At 46.0% G+C, this 24,221-nt stretch carries 20 protein-coding genes; 8 read left to right on the top strand and 12 right to left on the bottom strand.

The window, feature by feature from the left end; translation table 11 throughout:
- Positions 1 to 97 precede the first annotated feature (97 nt).
- Positions 98 to 496, top strand: a complete 399-nt coding sequence (locus tag FCL48_RS21770; RefSeq protein ID WP_136875646.1) for a pancreas/duodenum homeobox protein 1 — start codon at positions 98 to 100, stop codon at positions 494 to 496.
- An 85-nt stretch (positions 497 to 581) separates the two neighbouring features.
- Here FCL48_RS21770 and FCL48_RS21765 read toward each other — a convergent pair whose 3' ends face one another.
- Positions 582 to 1,595, bottom strand: coding sequence for a diguanylate cyclase (locus FCL48_RS21765; protein ID WP_136875644.1), 1,014 nt, complete (start codon positions 1,593 to 1,595; stop codon positions 582 to 584).
- Positions 1,596 to 1,937: 342 nt separating this feature from the next.
- Here FCL48_RS21765 and FCL48_RS21760 point away from each other — a divergent pair, with 342 nt between their 5' ends.
- Complete coding sequence (locus FCL48_RS21760) at positions 1,938 to 2,978, top strand: glycoside hydrolase family 3 protein (RefSeq protein ID WP_136875642.1); 1,041 nt, start codon at positions 1,938 to 1,940, stop codon at positions 2,976 to 2,978.
- A gap of 5 nt (positions 2,979 to 2,983) precedes the next feature.
- Positions 2,984 to 3,400 carry a TM2 domain-containing protein gene (locus tag FCL48_RS21755; RefSeq protein WP_136875640.1) on the top strand — a complete coding sequence of 139 codons (417 nt, stop codon included), beginning with the start codon at positions 2,984 to 2,986 and terminating at the stop codon, positions 3,398 to 3,400.
- Positions 3,401 to 3,483: 83 nt separating this feature from the next.
- On the opposite strand, the gene FCL48_RS21750 is transcribed toward FCL48_RS21755, so the two are convergent.
- The gene (locus FCL48_RS21750; RefSeq protein ID WP_136875638.1) at positions 3,484 to 5,019 is read right to left on the bottom strand and encodes an ATP-binding protein; all 1,536 of its coding nucleotides are present in this window, start codon (positions 5,017 to 5,019) and stop codon (positions 3,484 to 3,486) included.
- Positions 5,020 to 5,322: 303 nt separating this feature from the next.
- On the opposite strand from FCL48_RS21750, the gene FCL48_RS21745 reads away from it, so the two are divergent.
- Positions 5,323 to 5,604 carry a YbeD family protein gene (locus FCL48_RS21745; protein WP_136875636.1) on the top strand — a complete coding sequence of 94 codons (282 nt, stop codon included), beginning with the start codon at positions 5,323 to 5,325 and terminating at the stop codon, positions 5,602 to 5,604.
- 11 nt (positions 5,605 to 5,615) lie between these two features.
- Positions 5,616 to 6,131: a hypothetical protein gene (locus FCL48_RS21740; protein ID WP_136875634.1), complete on the top strand. Its 516-nt coding sequence runs from the start codon at positions 5,616 to 5,618 to the stop codon at positions 6,129 to 6,131.
- A gap of 112 nt (positions 6,132 to 6,243) precedes the next feature.
- Here the strand turns inward: FCL48_RS21740 and FCL48_RS21735 are convergent, their stop codons facing one another.
- Positions 6,244 to 6,954: an aminotransferase class IV gene (locus FCL48_RS21735; RefSeq protein ID WP_169309321.1), complete on the bottom strand. Its 711-nt coding sequence runs from the start codon at positions 6,952 to 6,954 to the stop codon at positions 6,244 to 6,246.
- A gap of 868 nt (positions 6,955 to 7,822) precedes the next feature.
- On the opposite strand from FCL48_RS21735, the gene nifJ reads away from it, so the two are divergent.
- Complete coding sequence (gene nifJ / locus FCL48_RS21730; RefSeq protein ID WP_136875630.1) at positions 7,823 to 11,374, top strand: pyruvate:ferredoxin (flavodoxin) oxidoreductase; 3,552 nt, start codon at positions 7,823 to 7,825, stop codon at positions 11,372 to 11,374.
- A gap of 117 nt (positions 11,375 to 11,491) precedes the next feature.
- Here the strand turns inward: nifJ and FCL48_RS21725 are convergent, their stop codons facing one another.
- Complete coding sequence (locus FCL48_RS21725; RefSeq protein WP_136875628.1) at positions 11,492 to 12,451, bottom strand: YkgJ family cysteine cluster protein; 960 nt, start codon at positions 12,449 to 12,451, stop codon at positions 11,492 to 11,494.
- A gap of 286 nt (positions 12,452 to 12,737) precedes the next feature.
- Here FCL48_RS21725 and FCL48_RS21720 point away from each other — a divergent pair, with 286 nt between their 5' ends.
- Positions 12,738 to 12,941, top strand: coding sequence for a hypothetical protein (locus tag FCL48_RS21720; RefSeq protein WP_136875626.1), 204 nt, complete (start codon positions 12,738 to 12,740; stop codon positions 12,939 to 12,941).
- 33 nt (positions 12,942 to 12,974) lie between these two features.
- Positions 12,975 to 13,769, top strand: coding sequence for a histidinol-phosphatase HisJ family protein (locus FCL48_RS21715; protein WP_136875624.1), 795 nt, complete (start codon positions 12,975 to 12,977; stop codon positions 13,767 to 13,769).
- On the opposite strand, the gene FCL48_RS21710 is transcribed toward FCL48_RS21715, so the two are convergent.
- The 8 genes from FCL48_RS21710 to FCL48_RS21675 form a co-directional block, all read right to left on the bottom strand.
- Positions 13,750 to 15,381 carry a HEAT repeat domain-containing protein gene (locus tag FCL48_RS21710; RefSeq protein WP_136875622.1) on the bottom strand — a complete coding sequence of 544 codons (1,632 nt, stop codon included), beginning with the start codon at positions 15,379 to 15,381 and terminating at the stop codon, positions 13,750 to 13,752. The genes FCL48_RS21715 and FCL48_RS21710 overlap by 20 nt on opposite strands.
- Before the next feature lie 182 nt (positions 15,382 to 15,563).
- Positions 15,564 to 17,288, bottom strand: a complete 1,725-nt coding sequence (locus FCL48_RS21705) for an FAD-dependent oxidoreductase (protein ID WP_136875621.1) — start codon at positions 17,286 to 17,288, stop codon at positions 15,564 to 15,566.
- Positions 17,289 to 17,419: 131 nt separating this feature from the next.
- Positions 17,420 to 18,235, bottom strand: coding sequence for an iron export ABC transporter permease subunit FetB (gene fetB, locus FCL48_RS21700; RefSeq protein ID WP_240744917.1), 816 nt, complete (start codon positions 18,233 to 18,235; stop codon positions 17,420 to 17,422).
- 3 nt (positions 18,236 to 18,238) lie between these two features.
- A complete protein-coding gene (locus tag FCL48_RS21695) occupies positions 18,239 to 18,868 on the bottom strand; it encodes an ATP-binding cassette domain-containing protein (protein WP_136875619.1) in 630 nt (209 codons plus the stop codon).
- Positions 18,868 to 20,316, bottom strand: a complete 1,449-nt coding sequence (locus FCL48_RS21690; RefSeq protein ID WP_136875617.1) for a nitrogen regulation protein NR(II) — start codon at positions 20,314 to 20,316, stop codon at positions 18,868 to 18,870. Before FCL48_RS21690 ends, FCL48_RS21695 begins: the two co-directional genes overlap by 1 nt.
- 230 nt (positions 20,317 to 20,546) lie before the next feature.
- The gene (gene ftsZ, locus FCL48_RS21685; RefSeq protein ID WP_136875615.1) at positions 20,547 to 21,770 is read right to left on the bottom strand and encodes a cell division protein FtsZ; all 1,224 of its coding nucleotides are present in this window, start codon (positions 21,768 to 21,770) and stop codon (positions 20,547 to 20,549) included.
- A gap of 111 nt (positions 21,771 to 21,881) precedes the next feature.
- The gene (ftsA, locus tag FCL48_RS21680; protein WP_136875662.1) at positions 21,882 to 23,132 is read right to left on the bottom strand and encodes a cell division protein FtsA; all 1,251 of its coding nucleotides are present in this window, start codon (positions 23,130 to 23,132) and stop codon (positions 21,882 to 21,884) included.
- Positions 23,133 to 23,177: 45 nt separating this feature from the next.
- Positions 23,178 to 24,173 carry a cell division protein FtsQ/DivIB gene (locus FCL48_RS21675; protein WP_136875613.1) on the bottom strand — a complete coding sequence of 332 codons (996 nt, stop codon included), beginning with the start codon at positions 24,171 to 24,173 and terminating at the stop codon, positions 23,178 to 23,180.
- Positions 24,174 to 24,221 lie beyond the last annotated feature (48 nt).

The following is a 24,221-nucleotide window of genomic DNA, read 5'->3' as shown; positions in this document are numbered from 1 at the left end:
CAAAAGCAAGACAATTTTGCCCCGCCACCTTAAAACAAAGGGGTGGCCGAGACTATTTATTGACTTTGAAAACTTGTCCACTGTCCCAAGAGAGACTATGAAAACAGACATTATATCCACACGACTGACTCAGGAAGCACTGGCTCAAATTTTTCCAAAAGAAAGAAGTAATGAATTTTTTGAAGCCCTTTTCGGGGATGCTTCAGAAGGTGCCTATGATATAGAACTTGCCTATCGGGGGATTAAAGACAAGACCCTGACCATGGATCTTCTGCTGCACGAACGCCCCAACTGCTGTCTTGCCTGTAATCTTACCCAGGGGCTTCCCCAGGTTTTTTCAAGACATCCAATTATTAATGTTGCAGGGATTGTCCGGGAAATCGATACACTTTTAGGGGACGTAGCAAGCTGCGGAGAGTGGAAACTGGGACACACGGAACAGCAGCAACGCAACATGCATGTTATCCCGCTGCACATTACTCTGACTGCAGTATAAAGCAGGGCAGCGCAAAGAATTACCCAACAAAAAAGGCCAGCTGATAATATCAGCTGGCCTTTTTTGCTCGTGTTTTAGTGGTGCCTTAAGACTCTGAAACTCTGGCGCGCCCCTCAGCTTTTGCATGGTAGAGGATATCGTCTGTTCTTTCCATCCATTGCTGCAAAGTCTCAGTTTTTTTCATTTCAGAAAGGCCAATGGAGATGCCGAGCTTGGTTGCATCATCGGCCCAGATTTCCAGAGAATCTATTGCAAGACAGAGTCTCTCGGCCAGTATTCGTGCGCTTTTCTTATCTGTCTGGTCTAAGACTATAAGAAACTCATCGCCGCCCATCCGCACAAGAAGATCGGTGGATCGTACTGCCCTTTTGAGTACACCTGCGACAGTCACAAGAACATTATCACCCACCTGATGGCCCAGGTTATCATTGATTGCTTTAAATTTATCAAGATCCATGGAAATCATCGACAGTGGATGGTGATATCTTTTTGCCCCATCCATCATGGCATGGATACGTTCTTCGAACACCCGCCGGTTGGACAATCCCGTCAGAGCGTCGTTACTTGCCTTTTCAAAAAGGTCTTCATACTCGAGGCCACGCCGCAAACATTCCGCCAGGATTTCAAGGGAATAATTTACCAGACTAACGTTATCTTCTGAGAGTTCACGTCCTTCTCTTAATATAAGAAATATACCCTCGTCACTGGCAGTCTCAAAAGTCCATTTATAGGCATACCTGCCATCTTTTTTGCTAAAAGAACCCAGGGCCAGTGATTTTTCATCAAAGAGTTGTTCTGCAAAGGCGATGGCGCTTCTTCGCTGGGGGCCATGTCCTGAACAAAACAGGTGTCTTTTCTTTCTGCGACTGTTGTTGTACCCTATGAGTTCATGGTTGACGAGTGGCATGAGCCAGACAGAATATGCTTCGATCATTCCGGTCAAGCTGAGAACACCAGCCATTCTTGCATGAAGTTTATTCGCGAGATTGAGTCGTTCCGACTGTTTTTTCAGATTATCAAGCTCCGCCATTATCTCCGCAAGCTGAGACAGTTTGCCTGCGGAATTGCTATATTGATATTCACTTGTCGAAATGGTCATATTGTGCATCCTGAGTGTGTTACATGGGTTAAAAAGTATCTTATAGTCTTTTATCGTCCACTCGAGAGAAAATCTTAACTATTTTTCTCTGTTTTCTCTTTTGCATAATGCATGCCAACAACAAACTGGCCCCTTGCCAGCAAAACATGTACTTATTTTTACGAAATATTTACCTCTGTTACAGCAAGGCCTCATATTTTTGACACTATGATTGCGGATACATCTTTTTTTTCAACCCCCCTCATCCTTTCTTTTGTCATTTTATTGACACACCAAGGTTAACCGGTTAATTTCACCCCATATAATACAGTTTATAGCTAACCTACCTTTTTGGATATCACCATGACGTTCCCCTCACTTGAGCAAATGCTCGGGCAGCTGTTTATCATCGGATTTAAAGGACTGCATCTCTCAGAATGTCCCAATATCGTTTGTGATATCGAGAAAAGATACCTTGGTGGCGTGATTCTCTTCGATCGACACCTCGCCACAAAAGCTCCAATCAACAATATTACCGGTGCAGTGCAGCTTCACCAGCTGACGGATGATTTGCAGAGCCTCGACAATACAAAACTCCTGATTGCAGTGGATCAGGAAGGCGGAAAAGTCAACAGATTCAGGGAAGAGTTTGGTTTTACGCTCTCTGCCAGTGCCAAAAAACTTGGGGATACACCAGACACTGCAGAAACAGCACAAATGGCCCGCCAGGTAGCACAAATGCTCAAGAATGTAGGGGTTAACTTCAACCTTGCCCCCGTCGTTGACCTGGACAGTAACCCGACTAATCCGATTATAGGCAAGGTCGAGCGCAGTTTCTCTGCCGACGCCGGGGAGGTTGCCCGGCACGCGTCAGTCTGGATAGCAGAGCATCGAAAGGCAGATATACTCACATGCCTTAAACATTTCCCCGGTCATGGCAGCTCGGAAAAAGACTCGCATCTTGGTGTGGTCGATATCAGTAACAGCTGGAAGTCGGACGAACTCGATCCCTATCAACAACTTATTAACACGGGGCTGGTGGATGCAATCATGGTGGGCCATCTTTACCACAAAGAAATGGACCCACATTTTCCTGCAACGCTATCCCGGCGGATCGTCACCGACCTTCTGAGACACGAGATGCACTACACAGGTATCGTCATATCCGACGACATGCAGATGAAGGCCATAACCGACAGATTTGGCCTTGCCAAGGCGTGTGTCATGGCAATAGCTGCTGGAGTTGATATGGTAATTATCGGAAACAATATTGATTATGATGCGGAAATTTTCAGCAGGATTCACACCTCTGCTTTGCAAGCCATTGACAATGGCACACTTAGTGAAGATAGAGTACGAAGCGCCTGGACACAGGTGAACACACTTAAATCACACATAAAATAACGATTATGCATACAGAGCAACAGACCAGCCACTCTCTTGTGATAGGCTACGTCTTATGGATTTTTGGTTTTCTGGGAGCACACCGCTTCTATTACGGGAAACAGATATCCGGGACCATTTACTTTTTTACTCTCGGACTTTTCCTTATCGGCTGGATTGTTGATCTTTTTCTTATTCCAGGAATGAATCAGGAGGCAGATATTCGTTATAATATCGGAGAAATTGACTACAACCTGGGCTGGTTACTTCTCACCTTTCTCGGTACATTCGGAATCCATAGAATGTATATGGGCAAGTGGATTTCCGGACTGATCTATCTCTGCACCTTTGGGCTGTTTGGTATTGGCTATATTTACGATTTCTGGACCCTCAACGATCAGATCAGCCTCCTCAACGGGACCAGTAACTATAGAGAAGATTAGCTCCCGTACCGTTTATCTGCACATACTTTAACTCAACGATCATTGCAGTACGACTCTCAAGCGGGGTCGTACTCTTTTTTTCTTCACAGCCCGCCTCCAGCCAAAAATTTAGCCAGTACAGTGGAGAGATCCCGCATGGAGATAGGCTTCATGCAATACTCATCTATCCCGGCTTCTTTGGCCTCTTCCTTTGAAACCAGATCAGAATATCCGGTAAAAAGAACTATGGGGATATCCGTCCGAATACATTTTATTCGCCGACTCAACTCCAGACCGGTAAGACCAGGCATCGTCAGATCGGTTAAAACAAGGTCAAAATCATCTGGAGAAGAGGAAAACAGTTCCAACGCTTCCTCAGGAGAAGTCTTTCCCACCACCCCATAGCCAAGGTTTTTCAGGATTTCTCCCGTCACCTGGACAACCTGGGCCTCATCATCAATGAGTATCACCCTTCCCTGGCCCCCCTTTAGCTGACCAAGATCAGCCATTACCGGAGAAGGCTCATAGGTGACCATGGGAAGGCGGATCCTGAATATCGTTCCTTTTCCCACTTCACTTTCCACATCGATGTGCCCTCCCTGGGCATTAATAATACCATGGACCATCGCAAGGCCCATCCCGGTCCCACGGGTCTTTTCTTTGGTTGAAAAATAAGGTTCAAAAATTCTTTCCAGATCTTCAGGTTCAATGCCACTGCCACTATCGGCAACGCTGAGTTCCACCCATTTTTTCCCGTCGCCTGAGGGAGGCAAAGCTGCGAGCTTTACCACAAGTGTTCCATGCTTTCCATTGAGTGCATGGGAAGCATTGGTGCAGAGATTGATCAGCACCTGGTGAATCTGCACAGGATCGATCAGCACGCGACCGCAGTTCTCATCCACATCTTCAATGATCGTCAGAGTGGAAGGCAGGGTCATCCGCATAAGCTTCATAACTTCTTTTATAATCGGATGAAGAAACTGATGGACTGCCTTCTTTTCAATGCTCCTCGAAAAAGTAAGAACCTGTTCAACCAGTGATTTTGCCCGCTTGGAAGCCTTTAATATCTCCGCGAGATAACTGTAAACGCGCTCTCCCTCGTAGCCGTCCTGCTCAAGTTTAAGGCGGATAATCTCGGTATAGCCCATGATGGGCGTCAGGACGTTGTTGAAATCATGGGCGACACCACCAGCCAAGGTTCCGATGGCCTCCATCTTCTGGGTGTGTCGAAGCTGTTTTTCGAGATTGTATTTTTCTGTTACATTCTGGGCAATTAGTATGATTCCGGTGGTTTCTCCCTCTTCATTGTTCACCGGAGAGGCGGTTATATCAAAAATAATTTCTTCACTCTGGCCGCCACTTACCTCTACTCTCTGGGTGGAGGTTTCAATCAGTCCGGTTTCAAGGGCTCTGGTAAACGCACAACCTTGACATTGACTATTTTTCGCGCAAAAAATTTCATGACAATTCCTGCCTATGGCATCTGGGAATGCAATACGTGTGGCCTCATTGACCCACTGAGCAACCAGATTGGTGTCAAAAAGAATCAGGATTCCTGAAAAGCCGTCAATTATCGCTTTTTTTTGAGCTTCGTTGTCTTTAAGTGCCGCCAGTAACTCAAGTTTATCTGTTAAGTCCAAAACATACTCTCTCTTGTTTATGTATGTACTCCAGCCCAGATCTTTTTCGGTAAAAGTCCATGTTAACGCTATGTTAGATATATCCTATTGAAAACACATCCCACAACCTGCGCCTTTTTCAAAATTGTACCACTGTCTCTAGCTGATTACAAAAAACTATTACAGATAGTTACGATATTTTTGATTTTTCTCCACAATAGCTATACCTTTCTTACCCTTGACTCTTTGAGCTGCATTCATTATTAATTGTGGAGTAAATGACACAACTCCCTTTTTATCAGTCAAAAAATTATTTAAACAGCTATGTTACTGAACAATAAACCATCCGAGAATTGTATAGAGCGGCCCGAAATTGAATACCCGTGCACCTGGAGCTACAAGGTTATTGGAGAAGACTGCACCTTACTCAAAGAGGTCATCACCTCCGCCTGTGCTCCACTGGATGTCTCCATCAGCCACTCCCATATGTCTTCAAAAGGGAAATACCACAGCCTCAACGCAGAGCTTGTGGTGACAAGTGAAGAGGTACGCCTCAGTATCTATGAAACTCTGAAAACCGCAGCGGCGGTAAAGATTGTCCTATAGGAAGCAGACCCATGATGGAAGCAGGACAGAGTGATAAGAAATCCCAACTGCTGCTCTCTCTTCGAGAAGCTGTGGGCCTTGTGCAGATGCTCCTTTTTAAAGCACTTCGAACCCGTCTTGAGAAACAACAGACAGGCCTGGAAAAAGCGGAGATTTCAATGCTTGCGGGATCAATCACCAACGAAGTTTTTGGTACGCCCAACCCTGAGCCTCGCTTTACGGCATTTAGAGCAAACAACTGGGGGACAATAGAGCAGGAACTGCTCGGCTTAAAAGACAGTTTAGGTTTTCTCTGCAGGCATTTAACAGATGCCCTGCGGATCCAGACCTTGTGTGACAGTCAGGAAGGCGAAGACAGTTCAGCAACCTTGCTCAAAGCCGCCGAATACGGCTATTTGATAGAAGAGCGTGAAATTCCTCTGCCATCCTCATTTATGACCATTATTCGTGAACTTGGAAAAGATCACGGCCTGATCATTCCACCGGTGCAGATCTCACCGGAAGACGACAACACTCTGGTCCACTAGCACAGACTCAAACACCACGGAATTCCCGAATCACTCAATATTTTGACCAGGATCAAGACCTATCTCAAAATCTACCCGGTGCCTTATGGAGTGGCCATTAATCTTGTAAGAACTACAAGGCAGGAGATTGGGTTTTATCCGGGGTCATTAGAGTTACACGAACCACTCCCCGCACCGAATTACAGATAAAGACAGCATCCGCCTTCTCCACATCACCTCTTGTCAAAACCTGCTCAAGAAGGGGCGGAGAGCTCTGCGAACGAGCCAGCAACTGTGCTCTCATAACCCCTGGAAGTATTCCACAGCTTAGGGGGGGAGTGAAATAGATGCCATCTTTTAAAATAATGATGTTACTGATACAGCCTTCGGTAACCTCTCCTCTAACATTGCAGAAAATTGCATCAAGTTCTCCTCTTTTTACCACCCTCCTGTACTCACTATCGTATTCAGGTCTACAGGTGGTTTTATAAGATCGGAATGGGCCACTATCAGAAACGGGAGCATCTGCAAACCGTATACGCTGAACAGCTGGCCGCTGCAGGGCATCTTCAGCAAGAGGCAATGTGAGAAAAGGAGGAAGCTCCCATGGAGTGGCCAAAACAGAAATCCGGCCATCTTTTTCAAGTACAAGACGGACACGCTGGTTTTCCGTTGAAAAACCCTCACTTTTGTTTTCCAGTTCAATGATCACCTTTTCGAGATCAACTGAGAACTTAAAAAACCGGGCTCCATTTTGCAAACGTCTGAGATGCTCGTCCAGCAAAAAAAAGCCAGACCCTTTACTCCATAAAATCGTTTCAAAAAGTTGAAGTTCTTCCTGCATTTGGTTAGAAACCTCCCTGTTAACCCCAAACAGCCTCGAGGCTGTGCATATTGGCTTGTGCCTGCCAAACATTCTTTTTTATACAGTTGAACGAACGCATCCTGTTCTGTATCAGGCTGAAACTAATACACAACAAAAGCTGGTCTGTCTGCTCAACGAAAATCCGGGTAACCGGCTTGAGAACTACATTTTCCCGTAGAATGGTTAAACTTATACGGTTTAAAAAAAACCCAGTAATCTGCAAAGATGACCAGCTCTTGAGAAAACGATTCGCTCTCCCGGCAGCAGCTTCCCTCAAGGAGCACTCCATAGGCTTAACCAACAAAACCTGCTAAACAATACGCCGGAATTCGTTTCCCATCGATTGTTTAAAGATGTATTCCCTGGTAGATCTCTGCCTGTAAATGCGACGAACAAGATATTTAACAGAGAGTAATAATTCACTATTTTAACACTCAGAACGGGATTCAGTCTTGATGGTAATTTATTTTTCAAAAGAAAAAACCAGCCACAAATCGACAAGTACAGACTCCTGAATCTGCTTTGTTATACATTCTTTTCAACAGACAAAAACGAGGGCAAAAGTTACCGGAAAAAATGGACATTACAGAGCGTTTCCTCCAGCCACTGTTTTGTTTTACTTATAATACCAATCAATATTTCTCATCCATTGCAGGACTAATGGAAATATCCTATACTTACCGGCGTTAAATTACTCTGTATATGTTGTAATTCGGTGAATTCTAGACTAGTATCACGGGTTGTTTCTTGCACGACAGAACACGCCTTTCAGAGTCATTTAATACTATTCATGCGGTTTTCGCCACCTTACAGGCACAACTAATAGTAAAACAAAGGAGAACACATCATGTCGCGAAAGATGGTAACTATTGACGGCAATCAGGCATGTACCCACGTTGCCTACGCCACAAGTGAAGTCATCACTCTTTACCCTATTACTCCATCGACCCCACTTGCAGCTGAAGCTGATACTAAATCAGCGACTTTGCAGAAGAACATATGGGGCACCGTACCCATTGTCAATCAGATGCAATCTGAAGCTGGTGTTGCCGGTTCCATCCATGGATCACTCACAACCGGAGCCCTCTGTACCACTTTTACGGCCTCCCAGGGCCTGCTCCTGATGATCCCCAACATGTACAAAATTGCGGGCGAACTGACCCCAACCGTTTTCCACGTTACTGCGCGTGCCATTGCCTGCCAGGGGCTGTCCATTTTCGGCGACCACAGTGATATCTATTCAGCCCGTGCAACCGGCTGGGCCATGCTTTGTGCTGAAAATGTGCAGCAGGCAATGGATATGTCACTTATCGCCACCCAGTCAACTCTCGCTTCACGCATTCCTTTTGTTCACTTTTTTGATGGTTTCAGAACCTCCCACGAAATTCAAAAAATTGAAGAAGTCAGCTTCGATCAGATGCGTGAGATGATTGATGAGGATCTGGTTGTTGCGCACAGATCGAGAGCCCTGTCTCCAGATCACCCAACCATTCGCGGTACCGCCCAAAACCCTGACGTTTATTTCACTGGTCGTGAGACCGTCAATAAATATTACAACGCCGTACCAAATATCGTTCAGGACACCATGAACAAGTTCGCGGCCATCACCGGTCGCCAGTACCATCTCTTTGACTATCATGGTGCCCCCGATGCAGAGAACGTCATTGTCATGATGGGTTCAGGCTGTGAAACCGCCGCTGCAACCGTGGATTACCTGATCAGCCAGGGAGAAAAAGTCGGTATGGTCATGGTTCGTCTCTATCGACCATTTGACTGCAAGGCTATGGTGAACGCCCTGCCTGAGACAGTTGGCCGGATCACCGTTCTTGACCGAACAAAAGAGCCCGGAGCACCTGGCGACCCACTCTACCTCGATGTACGTGCAGCAATCGGCGAAGCAGCTGAGACCAACAGCACCGTTTACCCACCAATTGTTCTCTCTGGTCGCTATGGTCTGGGGTCTGCTGAGTTTACCCCTGCAATGGTTAAGGCAGTCTTTGACAATATGAAGTCCATGGCTCCAAAGAGCAAATATTGCGTTGGACCAAACGACGATGTCACCTTTGCAAGCCTTGATTACGATCGTTCCTTTAACATCGAAGGTTCCGATGTCTACCGTGCGATGTTCTTTGGTCTCGGTTCCGATGGTACCGTTGGTGCCAATAAAAACACCATCAAAATTATTGGTACAGAGACACCAAACTCAGCGCAGGGTTACTTTGTTTACGACTCCAAAAAGTCTGGTTCTATCACAACCAGTCACCTGCGTTTTGGTAAGAACCCGGTAGTTGCTCCTTATCTGATCAATAAAGCAAACTTTATTGCCTGCCATAATTTCACCTTCCTCAATCAGGTTGACATGCTGAAAAACCTTGAAGATGGTGGAACCTTCCTCCTGACCACAGGCTTTAACAAAGACCAGGTATGGTCTGAGTTACCAGGTAAGGTTCAGCAGGATCTGATCAATAAAAAAGCAAAACTCTATATCATAGATGCTGTTTCTCTTGGACTGGCGTTAGGTCTTGGTGCCCGTATCAATATGATCATGCAGACCGCCTTCTTCCTCATTTCAGGAATTCTTACCCAGGAAGAAGCGATTGCAGCGATCAAAGGTGCAATCAAGAAAACCTACGGTAAAAAAGGTGACAAAGTCGTTGAAATGAACTACGGCGCGGTGGATGGTGCTGTTAAAAATATCGTGCAAGTTCCTCTTGGAAACACTGTAGACGGCAAACAAATTCCATCTGTTGTACCAGAGAACGCACCCAAGTTCGTCAAGGAAGTTACCGCAAAAATCATTGAAGGTAACGGCGACAGGTTGAAAGTTTCTCAGATTCCTGCTGATGGAACCTGGCCTACAGGCACCACCCAGTACGAAAAGAGAAATATCGCGGTATCCGTTCCACAATGGATTCCTGATAACTGTATCCAGTGTGGTCAATGTGCGCTTGTCTGCCCACATGCCGCCAACAGAATTAAGATTGTTCCTGAAATAAAAGATGCACCGGAATCATATCTTGCAAAAGATGCGGTTGGTAAGCAGTTCAAGGATCAAAAATTCACCCTGCAGATTTTCACCGAAGACTGCTGTGGCTGTACCCTCTGTGTAAGTGTTTGTCCTGCGAAAACAAAAGCACTCGTCATGATTCCAAACTCAGAGGAAGTCAAACAGCGTGAGTCCAAGAATGTCGAGTACTTCTTAAGCCTGCCTGAAATTAATCCTGCTGACATTAACGTTGCCACCATTAAAGGCAGCCAGTTAATGCGTCCACTTTTCGAGTTCTCCGGAGCCTGTGCCGGTTGTGGTGAGACTCCTTACGTGAAGCTGGTATCACAGATGTTCGGTGACAGACTGATGATCGGTAATGCCACTGGTTGTTCCTCCATTTATGGCGGTAACCTGCCAACAACCCCATACTGCAAGCGTGACGACGGACGCGGTCCTACCTGGGCAAACTCTCTGTTTGAAGACAATGCAGAGTTCGCAGCAGGTATGAGAACGACTGTTAATAAGCTTGCCGCTCAGGCGAAAGAACTTATCGCATCAGGTGTTGAAGCTGGAATTATCAGCCAGGAACTTGCTGACTCCATCCTCAAGGCTAGCCAGGCCACGCAGACCGAAATCGAGGCACAGCGCGTGCGGGTAGCAGAATTAAAGGCAGTTCTGGCCAAGAGCAGCAATGCTATAGCCAAACGCCTCGTGCCCGTCACCGATTATCTGGTGAAGAAATCTGTTTGGGCATTTGGTGGTGATGGCTGGGCCTATGATATTGGCTACGGTGGTGTTGATCATGTTCTGGCATCAGGCGAGAATGTTAACATTCTGGTACTCGATACAGAGGTCTACTCCAATACCGGTGGCCAGATGTCAAAATCCACCCCACGTGCAGCGACTGCTCAGTTTGCTGCAGGCGGCAAGAAAATGCCCAAGAAAAATATGGGTATGATCTTTGCCACCTATGGCAACGTCTACGTGGCTCAGATCAGTATAGGTGCCAACCCAAGCCAGGCTATCAAGGCAATTGCTGAAGCCGAAGCCTATGATGGACCATCACTGATTATCGCCTACTCACATTGTATTAACCATGGAATCAACATGGCTCTTGGTCTTGAGCAGCAGAAGAAAGCTGTAGCCTGTGGTCACTGGCCGCTCTACAGATACAATCCACAGCTTGAAGATGAGAATAAGAACCCACTGATTATCGACTCAAAAGCAGAGCCATCAATCAGCTTTGAAGAGTACGCACTGGGTGAAAACCGTTACAGAATGCTCAAACGTGTGAATGCTGCATCTGCTGATGCGCTCCTTGCTGAATCCCAGAAAGATGTTCTCAAAAGCTGGAAGTTCCTCAAGAGCCTCGCGGCAGCACTTGAGCCAGAAGCTGAAGAAAAAGAGTAGTCAGTACAGAACCTCCCATCTGGTACATTTCAGATGGGAGCATAGTTTATAAATAAAAAAGGGTGTGTGGAAAAATTTCCACACACCCTTTTTTATTTGATACTTATGTGATGACGGTTATTTGATGCCGGTCTCTTTTTTCTCTTTTTGGCTTTGCGCTTTCAATTCCTCGTATTCTTTGACAGAACGTTTAACTGATTCATCCTGCTCTTTTTTCATTTTGGCGACTTTATCCTTGATCTTATCTTCCCTGATCTCAAGCGCCTGGGCACCGAAAAGGGTTGCAGCCAGATATTTAAAGGAAAATAACATCAGCTCAACATCATCTTCTTTAAGTTTTTGAATCGTTTCCTCATCAAGCACATAGGTTTCGAGGAAGGAACTCTCAAAGATGAATCTGCGAAACGTTGCAAGGTCTGTCGACGCCATAAAAAACATGCGTTTGGCCTGCTCGGAAAGAGTCGCCTGAAGGCCAAAGGATTTCCGGCGCATGACAAGACGCAGCCAATCCTTGTTCATTTCATCTCTTACATCAACGCCCTGATCTTCTCTCCATTCGCGTACGGTCCATTCTTTATCTTCCTCAAAGCCTTTGCAGTGGTCTTCCCGGACGGTAAAAAAGAATTTTTCCTCCTGGGCAGTATTTTCCTTGCCGTCCGCATCTCTGCTTCCGCCTTCATGAAAATCTGCCATTCCTACGGGATAGTATCTGCAGGCAGTTGGCCTGTCCGTATAGACAGTGCAACCTTCCGGCGTAACAAAAGGACACTTATTGTCTTCCTCTCGCATTTTTATCATAATACCTGGCATATCTGTTTTTTCAAGATAGGTCGGCAAGGTATACTTGTGCAGAAATTCATGAGCAGGAATCCCCAATCTTTTCGTAAGCTGGAGGATATCGTACGGTGTCAGAATTATCTTGATACCACCGCAACAAGCTGTAAAACAACTCACGCCCGGATGACACCGGAATTTGATATGACTGTCCAGAGTAAGCTTTTTCGGTTCGATTGAAGATGGATTTTTGTCTTTGCCAAAGAGCATCTTCTCTTTTACGTTATTTGTTTCATTACTCATTACACCACCTAGATAAAATATTATTTTGGACCCCGCACGGGAGTTTCGATTTTTCCATATAGCCGCGTATAATAAACAGATGGTACGCTCGTGTAAACCTAATTCGATCTACCAACAAACCGATGCATCCGACTTTCACTACAAAGTGCTTCTTCCTTCAGTTTTCCTGTAGAATTGCTGCATCCCAGCCACCTAATCTCTTGCAGTTTTACGTTTTTTTTCGTATATCACAGACAGTTGTACCACATTATTAACCTTCAGCCAGTAACTTGGAGCAGTAAAGATTTTGCATAAACCAAAAATATTTTATAGAGCCATAGACTTAACCCATGTTGATACGGTAATTTATCATCTTCATGACGGGCCGGCAATTTCCCTCAAGATTGAAGGCATTGAGGAATACCTTGATTTCGAGCTCGAACGCGGTCATTTTTGTGACACTTCTGACATCGATGGTACCCTGCATTTTTTCCCAAAAGGAAATGCCTGATATTACAGCACACCTGCACCCCCGACCCAGATCATGACAGGTTCGGGGTCCGCACTCAATCTCCCTTTTTTTTGTGATACCCACGTCCACACGAGTCTTTGCGGGCACGCGGAAGGCAAGATGGAAGAATACGTACAGGCAGCTGTACAAAAAGGATTACAACACATTATCTTTCTTGAGCACATGGAGGAAGGTATTGTTACCCCCCACCCTTCCTGGCTGTCTGAAAAAGATTTTGACTTCTATTTCAGCGAAGGTCTGCGCCTGAAAAATAAATACCGGAACCTCATCAGGATCGGTCTTGGGGTCGAATGTGGCTACAATCCCGATTGCAAAAAAAGACTCCAGTCAAGACTGTCTGCCAGAAACTGGGATCAGATCGGCATTTCCTGCCATTTTCTAAAAATCAAAGACGAAGAGCAGCACCTCAATCTTCTCAGTAGAAGACCTGAGCATATCGAAAGAGCGCTCAGGCTTGGTCCAGAAAAGCTTTTTAGCATGTACCTCGAGACGCTGCATGAGGCGATTAGTGTTCTGAGCGGCTCGCTGCTTTGCCACCTTGATGCTGCTTTACGCTGGGTACCAGGGCATCATCTCAACGACCAGCATTATCTGAAAATAGATGAGATTCTCAGGACAGCTGCAACAAAAAACATGATCCTTGAGATCAACACCTCAGGGATAAAAATCAGGGGAGAACCATTTCCAGACACCAGGATACGCTCTCTGGCCCAGGCACATGGATTATCCTTTCAGCTGGGATCCGATGCACACAGGCCAGAAGATGTCGGAAACGGTTTTGAGCGGTTTACTGAGCCACCTTTTTGAGAAGCTTTTTAATAGCCTCTCCAAGCGTTACAGCATTAAACGGTTTATGCAGAATTGCATCAACTCCAGCCATATGAGCTGCCTCGTTGTCTTTGCTTTCATTCTGGGTAGTGACCATAATGATGGGTAACAATTTTGAACTGTACCTTTCTCTTACTTTTTCTGTCAGCTGTATGCCGGTTATCGCTGGCATATTCAAATCGGTGAGCAGCATGAGAGGCTTTTCTGTCGCCAGCCATTCTAAAGCTGAGGCTGGAAACTCAAACAGTACAGGATCGTAACCAAGTTCATGCAGGGTTGCCTTGTAGATATTAAGGATCATTCTCGAGTCATCAACCGCCACAATTTTTGGCCGTACAGTATGTTCCTCTTCACCGGTAATTTTCTGGGCAAAACTGTTTTTACCATGCTCCTTGAGCAGTTGATAATAGTGGTCCCGAATATCTTTATGGGTATGGGGCAGGTACACAAGAGCCAGTTCTTCAAAGACCTCATCGTCTGCCAGATTTAAAAAGATATTGTCGACCTGGGCGTTGACAATAATCTTGGCGATGTGTCTTGCCTCGTTTTCAGGACCACGCAGAAGGTTTTTAATACCCGCACCAAGAATCGGTGAAAAATTTTTATCGATTGCCCGGGCGGCTGCCACACAGACATGATCCTCACGGTCCGTCAGACCGGCAGTAAGCGTATATGCACCTTTTTTCAATGGCAGAAGAGCAAGGGCCTCATAGGCGGCAAAACGAACATTTGCGCTCTTAGGCTCATTCCCAAGAAGTTTTCTAATGGGTACCACCGCAGACTCATCGCCAATATCCCCCAGCACGTTTAAAGTATGAATCAAAAAATCAGGATCGTCCCGATGAAGATTTTCTATAAGAACAGGAACTGCTTTGGGTCCGATTTTTACCAGTTCAGATTTCGCAAAGCTCCGCATGTGGGCATAATGAGAGCGGATGGTATCATTGAGTTTTTCCAGTGAGATCTGATCCTGCACTTCAGCAAAGATAGAGAGAATCATATAATCAATTTCGTTGTCTGTACCCATTCTTTCGGCCAGCCGGTGCATCGCAGTCGGTGTTCCGACCTGACCGAGTGAAAAAACAGCGGCGGTGATAAGCTCCCGATTGGCCGCATAGAGATAATCTGTCAGGGTATTAATCGACTCCGGATCGCCAATGAGACCAAGAGTCTCTATAATGGTGTGAATCTCCGCCTCATTATCGCAGGTAGTAATTATTTCTAAAAGCTTAGGGACTGCTGATTCGAATTTTAATTCTCCCACCACCCGGATCAACTCGGTTCTATCGCCGATTGCAGGAGAATCGAGGAATTCAACCAGCTTCTCAGGATAGGCAAGCAAAATAGAGAGCAGGGTGTCACGTATTATGGGCATCTCTTCAACTATTTCAGGATGCTCCTGCAAAATAAAGAGAAAAAGAGGTACAGAAAAATCAACGTCAGCGCGGGAGAGCAGATAAATAAGGCGGTTTTGTGATTTCTGGTCCACGCCTCCCATATGAGACAGAACAAGCCGGGCTTTGAGAGCGTCACCTGTTTTAATGTTATCCTGAATTTCTTCGATCATGTGCTGTGCGTTCAGTTCAGCCATTCTAACCTCTGAAGAGAAAATTTTGTATTTATGTTGAACATATTGCTGGGTCATCCCCATCAGTCGGCTTATAATAGCACAGGCCCCTATCACTTGTCTAATTCAGCAAAGAATTTTACCTGTAAGACCAGGTCGACAAAGTAGTAGGGGCCTAAAAGACAGACTACTCTACGCTCGAATAATTATACGGGAAGCCAGTCTACACCCATACGGCGGATTACGTTAAAGCCTCCCGGTACCACCAGGGTGTCTTTAATGTCTACAGAGTTGAGAAAAACCTGCACTTCAAACGATCGTGATCCCGCATTACAGAAAATGATCATTTTCTTGTCTTTTGGCAGTTCAGTATACCGAGCCCTGACCTGATCATAGGGAAGAGATATCCACAGGTCGTCGCCAAATTTTTCGGCAAAAGGCGTCGCTTCCACGGCATGGCGTACATCGATCACAACCCAGTCCTTATTGGTTTTAGGTGCATTCAGCCACTCATTGAAGGTATCTATCTCGATCTGGTGCATTCTATTGCCACACAGGTTGTCTGCAATATAGGCGGCAGCATTGATCGGGTCAATGGCTGGGGAAAATGGCGGAGAGTAAGCCATTTCTATGGTACCAAAGTCGTCAATAGTTGCACCCGCAGAGATAGCTACAGCCGCAGCGTCAAGACGCACGGAGAGCCCGTCATTTACGGGGCCTGCTCCTTGCAGTCCGAGGACGCGACGGGTCTTTTTATCAAAGACCAGTTCTATAATAATAATCGCCTGTCCCGGATAAAAATGCGCCCTGTCTGCAGGGGAGGAGAGGGAAAAACCGGCGTCAAATCCCTCTGCAAGTGCCATCTCATAGCTCAGTCCAACTGAACCAACAGCAACATCAAAGGCTTTCACAATAAAACTTGCTACTCCACCCTTAAAAATTGAGGGAATCCCTGCCATATTATCTGCAGCAACCCGGCCTTCTCTGTTGGCCATGCTACCAAACGGAGCAACAAACTTTTTCCCGGAAACAAGATGAGTAATCTCAACGCAATCGCCTGCCGCATAGATATTCGGGTCGGAGGTCTGCATTCTTTCGTTTACCGTAATAGCTCCACGGTCGGAAGTCTGTAACCCTGCTTCTTTGGCAAGCTCTCCTCTTGGTCTGATTCCAGCCGCTATGATGACAAGATCAGCGTCAAGCGTCCTTTTACCGGTACGTACTCCGACGGCCAGGCCATCTTTTACCAGGATCTCTTCTGCACCTTCCCCCAGAAAGACTTCCACGTTGCTATCCCGGAGATTCTTTTCCATCATCCTTGCCAGAGGCTTATCCACAATTCTCGGCAACACCTGATCCATATATTCAATGAGCGCGGTCTCAACCCCCCAGAGATCGGTAAAGGCTTCGGCCATCTCTATACCTATGGCTCCTCCGCCGATAACCACGGCCTTACCAACCTTACCTTTGGCAATCATTTCTTTGATGGCAATGGCCTTGTGGAGATCACTTACGGTAAAGACATTTGGCGCATCGGTCCCAGGTATTGGCAAATCTATCGGCTTACTTCCTGTGGCAAGCATCAGGGTATCGTAGGGAAGATGTGTTTGTACCCCTGTTGCAAGACTCTCCACGAGAACCGTTTTAGCCTTGCGGTCAATGGACAAAGCTCTGGTTGAAGTCAAAGTTTTGACTCCTTTGGCATTTTCGAAAAAATATTCATCGCGAACCATATGGAAACTTGTCGATCGTAATTCTTTTTCGTCGGAAACATCACCTGCAACATAATACGGAATGCCACAGCCACCGTATGAGATGAGATTATCCTGATCCACGAGTGTCACCTCAGCATCAGCCATTAATCTTTTTATCCGACAGGCAGCTTTTGGCCCTGCGGCGACTCCACCAATGATCACTATCTTTTTGCCCATTGCTTTCCCTCTAAAAATACAAATTAGTAATTAGAAAAATAAAACGGAGTTGTTCTGTTTCACCGTGTAGTTATAATCATATGTACAATATTGACTCTAAACCTCAAGCCCTTTTGAACAAAATCGACACTTTATCGATTACCGGATCGGATAAGATCGAGTCGCAACCGCTCCCTGTTGTCAAAAAGTACCTTGCCCGACGCCCAGACAGCTGAAATAACCCCAAGACCTGTACCAGCGGCAATCAAAAACATGATCAGAATCTGGTATTTCACCGCCTCAACAGGTGGGGTTCCTCCTAGAATCTGACCCGTCATCATGCCGGGTAAACTGACAATACCTGCTGCAGCCATCGAATTAATGATGGGGACCATGCCGGTACGGATACAGTCCCGGCGTATATCAATGCTTGCATCTCTCCAGCCCTGGCCCAGGAGTAATCTCTGTTCCACTTCACTTTTACGACGATAAAGCTGATCCGTCATCTGATCTACAGCCAGGGCAATACCTGTCATGGTATTCCCCAGCAACATACCAAGCAGGGGAATCGCATATTGGGGACTATACCAGGGCTGGACATCAATTATGACCCAGAGTGCAATGAAGGTTACAGAAAAGGAAGAGACAAACATGGCACCGGTATTGATCATATAGCCGGCCAGACCTTTAATTTTTCTCTTTTGTCTCGCATAGACTTCACGTCCAGCGGCACAGAGCATGAAGAAGGACATGAGGAACACCAGCAGAAAGCTGGTGCTTGAAAAAAGATAGCGTAGAACAAGGCCGATCAGAAGAAGCTGTGCCGTCATTCTAACAGAAAATACAATGATTTTCTTTTCAAGCCCAAGTTTTAAAAATAAACTGAGAAGGGCCAGAACTATCATGAGCAAAGAGGCCAAAAGCAGATCAAAACTGCTCAAACTTATGACACCGCCTGTATGTACCACCGACTAATCTCCCACGCCTGGTGCTACTGAAGTCATTTTGTCTTTTGCCATATAAAGGATTCTATCGCTGACACGTGCAAGTTGACTCTGGTCATGGCTTACCCACAAAAGGGTGAGCTGCTCCTTATTTTTCAACCTCAACAGCAATGTCTCAACCAACTGGGTGTTATGAACATCAAGCGCTGAGGTGGGTTCATCAAGAAGAAGAATATCAGGACGAATCTGCAGGCTTCTCAGCAGAGCAAGCCGCTGCTTCTCACCGGTGGATAATTGACTCACCTGCCAATCCGCTATTTGCTCAGATAGGCCCAGTTGCGGGCTCATCTCCTGCAAATAGGCCAGGCTTTCAGGAGAGGTAAAATGAGCACCAACCTCATCATACCACCAGACGGAATCTGTCGGCAGCATAGTAACTTGAGAACGCCACCGAGGGGCGGCGAGCTGAGCCTTTGAAACCCCGTTTACAAGGACTTCCCCCGTTGAAGGAATCAGATCGGAGAGGGCACGAAACAGCTGGGTCTTGCCCACACCTGACGGACCACTGATGCCAAGACATTGTCCCCTTTCAAGAGAAAACGAATAGGGACCACAGTCTAAAAAAGACAGCCCGTGAACGTCAAAAAATACACTCATCAAACCACAGGAAAGGTAATGGTGAAGGTTGTCCCTTCTCCTTCGACACTTTCAACGGTAAGTTTGCCACCATGACTCTCTATAATGTTCTTGGTAATGGCAAGACCAAGTCCGGTTCCTTTATTCTTGTCGGTAAAAAAAGGCTCAAATATTTTTTTTGCTTTTTCCATGGACATGCCATTTCCGGTATCACGTATGGTGATTTCATTCGCCCCTTCGCCGTTCTTTCGAGTCGTAACCTGAAACTCCCCCCCCTCCTCCATTGCCTGCATGCCGTTCACAAAAATATTCAACAGCGCCCTGTAGAACAGATCATGGTCGATATCGTTTGGTGAGAGATCTGGTGAAAGATCAGCTATCAGATCGATATTCTTACGTTTGAGTTCTGGGGAAATAAACTCCAGTACCTTGCGCACGATATCGTTGATTCCTCTTTGCTGCAGATTCGGTTGCTGAGGCCTTGCAAAATCCAGAAATTCAACGACAATATTGTTGAGTCGTACGGTCTCATCCACGATAATCTTCGCGAGGTGTTCATTTCCCGGGGCTATTTTCTGAATCCTTTTGCCGAGTATCTCCGCGGTACTTCTCACGATACCAAGGGGACTTTTGATCTCGTGACTGACTGTTGCCACCATCGTCCCCAGATGTGCAAGACGTTCAGCCTGATTAAGTTTCTCCTCAAGTCTCTGACGCTCGATTGCACGTTTTTCGATTTTTTCGCCAGCCCTGGAAACAATTGAGCGCAGTACAAGAAAAAGAATCCCCATAACCAGACTGGAAACAACAATGATGCGGCCCTGGAATTTTATAATATGAGAATAGTTCCTTGAAAGGTCTTTTTCAATCTCAATCACCCCCATGATCAGCTCCCCTTCCCCATCATTTCTTACCTGTTTGAAGGGGATGAAGGTCTTCAGATCACATTTGACCTCATCCATAAGATGCAGGAGACTCAGTACCGAACCACTGTAGATGAGCCGGGAATTTGGCACCCCTTCAAGAGCCATCTGGTACTCAAATTTGCCCATATCTTTTTGGCCGATCAACTCTGGTATAGTGGAATACGATATGATGTTTCGAGAGGAATCATAGATGGTCACGGAGCGGATCTTCATCCCCTGAGTGACACTTTTTATTACAGAATCAAGCAGCTCAAACTGCTCAGGTTTTCGAAGGGCAATACCACCATAACGAATAACGGCGGGCAGGACAAAGCGTCTAAAAACCTGCTGGTTGATATTTTCAGCAAGAAGCAGCGAGTATTCCTCATTCTGTTCCAACATAACTTTACGGGCGTTGTCGGAAATGAGCCACGATAAAATGAGAGTGAAGAGCAGGAAGACCCCAAGACTTGAAAAAGAGAAGTATTTTACCAGCTTAAATGACCCCAGGCCGGAGCCTGGGTCAGCATCTTTGATGACGTTAAAGGAATATTTCTCAGTCATCGGTTTGGCTCCAGTCGGAAAAACAGATATCGAAACCGGCGGGTGTTGTTCTGCGGACAGATAACAAAAGAGGTGGAAGCTTGATAGGTGCCCATAGGAAAACCGCTGCCAATTATGCCATTGCAGTCTACGGCATTAGGGTCAGGTGTAACAATCGGTGCCGCTTGAAAAGGAGGTAAAAGAGTCGGCCTGCCCCGTCTCTTTTACCCCGGTGCCTGGAAAAGATCACCTCAATTAGCTTTTTTCCTGAGGTAGGTTGGTGTCTCAAGGTACTCGTCATTCCAGTTGAGCGAGTTCGAGGTCTTACCTTCCGGAACATTTGATGCCCCAAGACTATCCAAGGCATCAAATTTTGAGCCTGGAAGACGGGCCACCCGTGGATGATTGTTTGGAGAGGCAGGAGTACCCTTCATGACCGGCTCCGACTCTTTTTTTACAGGAACAGGTTTACTCATACGGTCCTGAACCGGATTTATCGTATCCTGCTTATCAATCATATTACCAACACCTGTGGCGATAACTGTCACATGGAGTTCGTCACCCAGGGCATCATCGTAGAGAGCGCCGATAACCACCTTCGCATCATCATCAACTTTGTCCTGAATAAGGGCAGAAGCCTCCATAAACTCAGCCATGGTAAACGTTTCTTGAGAGGCGGAGATATTGATGAGAAGACCTCTTGCACCATCAATACCAAAATCTTCAAGGAGCTGGTTATCGATGGCCTTTCTTGCAGCCTCCGCAGCGCGCCCCTCACCAACAGCCACTCCCGAACCCATGATAGCTGGACCAACTTCCTGCATAACCGTTCGTAAGTCGGCAAAATCGGCATTAATAAGACCTGGCACATTGATAAGGTCGGTAATACCTTTAACGGCTTGCAAAAGAACGTTATCAGCCATGGCAAGCATATCAGAGAGCTTGCTGTTTTTCTGCATGATGGAGAGCAGACGGTCATTGGGAACCGTTATTATGGTATCAGCATATTTTTGTAATTCAGCCCAGCCCGCATCTGCGTTTCGAGCGCGAAATTTACCCTCGAAACTAAATGGTTTGGTGACAACAGCTACGGTCAGAGCTCCCAGTTCCTTACTTACTTTTGCCACAATGGGTGCGGCACCAGTTCCAGTCCCCCCGCCAAGTCCTGCAGTGACAAAGACCATATCACTGCCTTTTAAGGCTTCTTTGATCTCTTCCACGGATTCCATAGCAGCCATATTACCGGTTTCCGGATCCGCTCCGGCACCGAGCCCTTTGGTAATACTTGGGCCAATCTGCAGACAGATATCTGCCTTGGATTGATTTAACGCCTGCTTGTCGGTATTGGCTGCAATAAATTCAACGCCCTGCAATCTATTGGCAACCATTGTATTGATGGCATTTCCCCCTCCACCACCAACACCAAAAACCTTGACTACGGCTACGCCTTCCGATTCTGGTATTCTAAACGGCATAACAACCCCCTCATCTATTCCTTAAGCAACCACTTTCATGGATATAAAGTTCAACAATAATCCCATAAATACTACACATCTTAAAATCTCCACTCAAACACTAAAAACTATTTACATAATTTTTTTGAGCCAATCTTTCACCCTGCTCAAAACCGTGCTCTCAGGTCGGCCAGCAACATCATTATTTTTTCTTCCATAAAGAACCAGCCCTGCTGCCGTGGTACATCTTGGCGAATGGAGGGCGCCTGTCTTTCCTGTAATACCGGTAGGATAGCCAATTCTAACGGGTAAATCAAATATTTGTTCTGCAAGATCGACAAGATTTGCAAGAAGCGCGGTGCCCCCTGTTATAACAACACCACCATTAATCTTATTTTTCTGTCCAGAAGCCACTAATTCACTGTTCATCATCTCAAGGATTTCTACAACACGTGCCTCCAGGATGTCCACGAGAACCTTCTGAGTCACCTTTCTGGGCTCTCTATCACCGACGGTTGGAACATCAACAACAAGGTTTGGTTTTATAATCGAAGAAATAGCTCCACCATAATCCTCCTTCAGACGCTCTGCTTCCTGAAGAGGCGTTCGAAGGCCAACTGAAAGGTCGTTGGTCAGATTATGGCCTCCCAGACCAATCTCACAGGTGTGGCGTATAGTTCCGTCACAAAAAACGGCAAGATCAGTCGTGCCGCCACCGATATCAATAAGGGCAACGCCAAGTTCCATTTCATCTTTACTGAGAACGGCGTGGGAAGACGCGATGGACTCAAGAACAAGATCGGCCACCTCAAGCCCCGCCTTATTACAGCAGGTGACAAGGTTGTGTACTGCTGCGATATCAGCCGTCACAATATGCACATTTGTTACAAGACGAACCCCGGTCATCCCTATCGGATTTTGTATTCCGGTATGATCATCCACCATGTATTCCTGGGGCATGACATGGATGATTCGCTGATTTTCAGATATTTTAACTGTTCTGGCAGCAGCAATCACCTCGTTGATGTCGGCCTGTTTAATCTCACGATTATTTACCGCAACAATTCCAGGACTGTTAAATCCTTTTATATGGTTACCTGCAATTCCCACATACACATACTCGGATTGAAGGTCATAACCCGCATCCTCTTCTGCTAAATGAACGGCCTCCCGAATGGATGCGACAGTACTTTCGATATTGACTACAATACCTTTTTTCAGTCCTTGAGAGGGTACAGTTCCAACGCCAATCACGTTTATACCGCTATCAACAACCTCTCCCACCACACAACAGATTTTGGTTGTCCCAATGTCGAGGCCGACAACCAGCTCACCGATGTCTTTGACATGTTCGATGGGTTCCTGGGAGACTTGTATGTCCATATTATCTACATCGAGATCTAATTTTTTTTCATCCATTCGTTTTACTCAACCCTGACCGCTTTGTGCTACAAGCACTTTATCCTGCAGATAATCCATCTGAATATATTTAACTTCTGAAATCAAATCCTTGCCTTTCTCTTTTTTATACAGTGCTTTAAGAACCTCGACAAGTCTTCCATACTTACGTTTAGTGTTACCATTTCCAAAGAAAATTGGAAACGGATATTCTACAAGATACACAACCAATTCACCCTCCTTGGTTACGTGAATCTCAGACAATGACTGAACAGGAAGATGGGGATCATTTCTTCTTGCCTTGTTTAAAAAGATAAGGACCTCCTGTAATGCCGCATCACGAGTTTCTTGTTTTTCTATATCAGACAAGCCCGTGATCACCGGAAAATCGACCTTAGAGCCAGGGTTTACAGAGAGGAAAGACCTGCCCCTCTTATCGATATAAAATAATTCTGTCCCCTCCGTGGTCTTCTGGTGAAGAATGGCAAGAGGAATATTTTCTACGACATCAATCACAATTCCAGAAGGCCAGTTACGCCGAACTTTTGCCTGCGCCACCCAGGAGTTTGCAAGTAATTTTTTTTCTAACTCTTTGGTATCCAGGCCAATCAGACTTGTCTGATGAGCGATTACCCCGGCGGTCGACCTCAACTCTTCCCTGGAAAGAACCGATTCCCCAGATATGCTGATTTCAGCAACCTTAAAGTATTCAATTCGCTGCAGCCTCTTTTCTATACGCCCCGTCCCCCCGGAAATAACAAAAACAATCAGTATACTTGCAAAGACCAGCAGTCGAACAAGATTTTTATAACTTTTCGTCTCATCCCGGGATGAATACACGTTTTTTTCTGCGGGAGCGTTCCTTTTTATAAAACGCCGCAGACTCGACCGCCTGGTTTTAGGAGTTCCATACTCTCTACTTTTGCCGGGTATATTCCGAAGGGAGATATCCCCCGCCTGGTATTTACTCCTTTTGTTCCCTGGCGTTGCTGCAAAAATCTGTTTTATACGAGCGTACATATTCATAGCGATCCGCGGTTACAATTTAACAGAGACAGTCTTGACTTGATCGTA

Source organism: Desulforhopalus sp. IMCC35007, assembly GCF_005116575.1.
Lineage (GTDB): Bacteria > Desulfobacterota > Desulfobulbia > Desulfobulbales > Desulfocapsaceae > Desulforhopalus_A.
The sequence above is the reverse complement of the archived record's forward strand: the minus strand, read 5'-3'. Positions and strand labels throughout refer to the sequence as shown.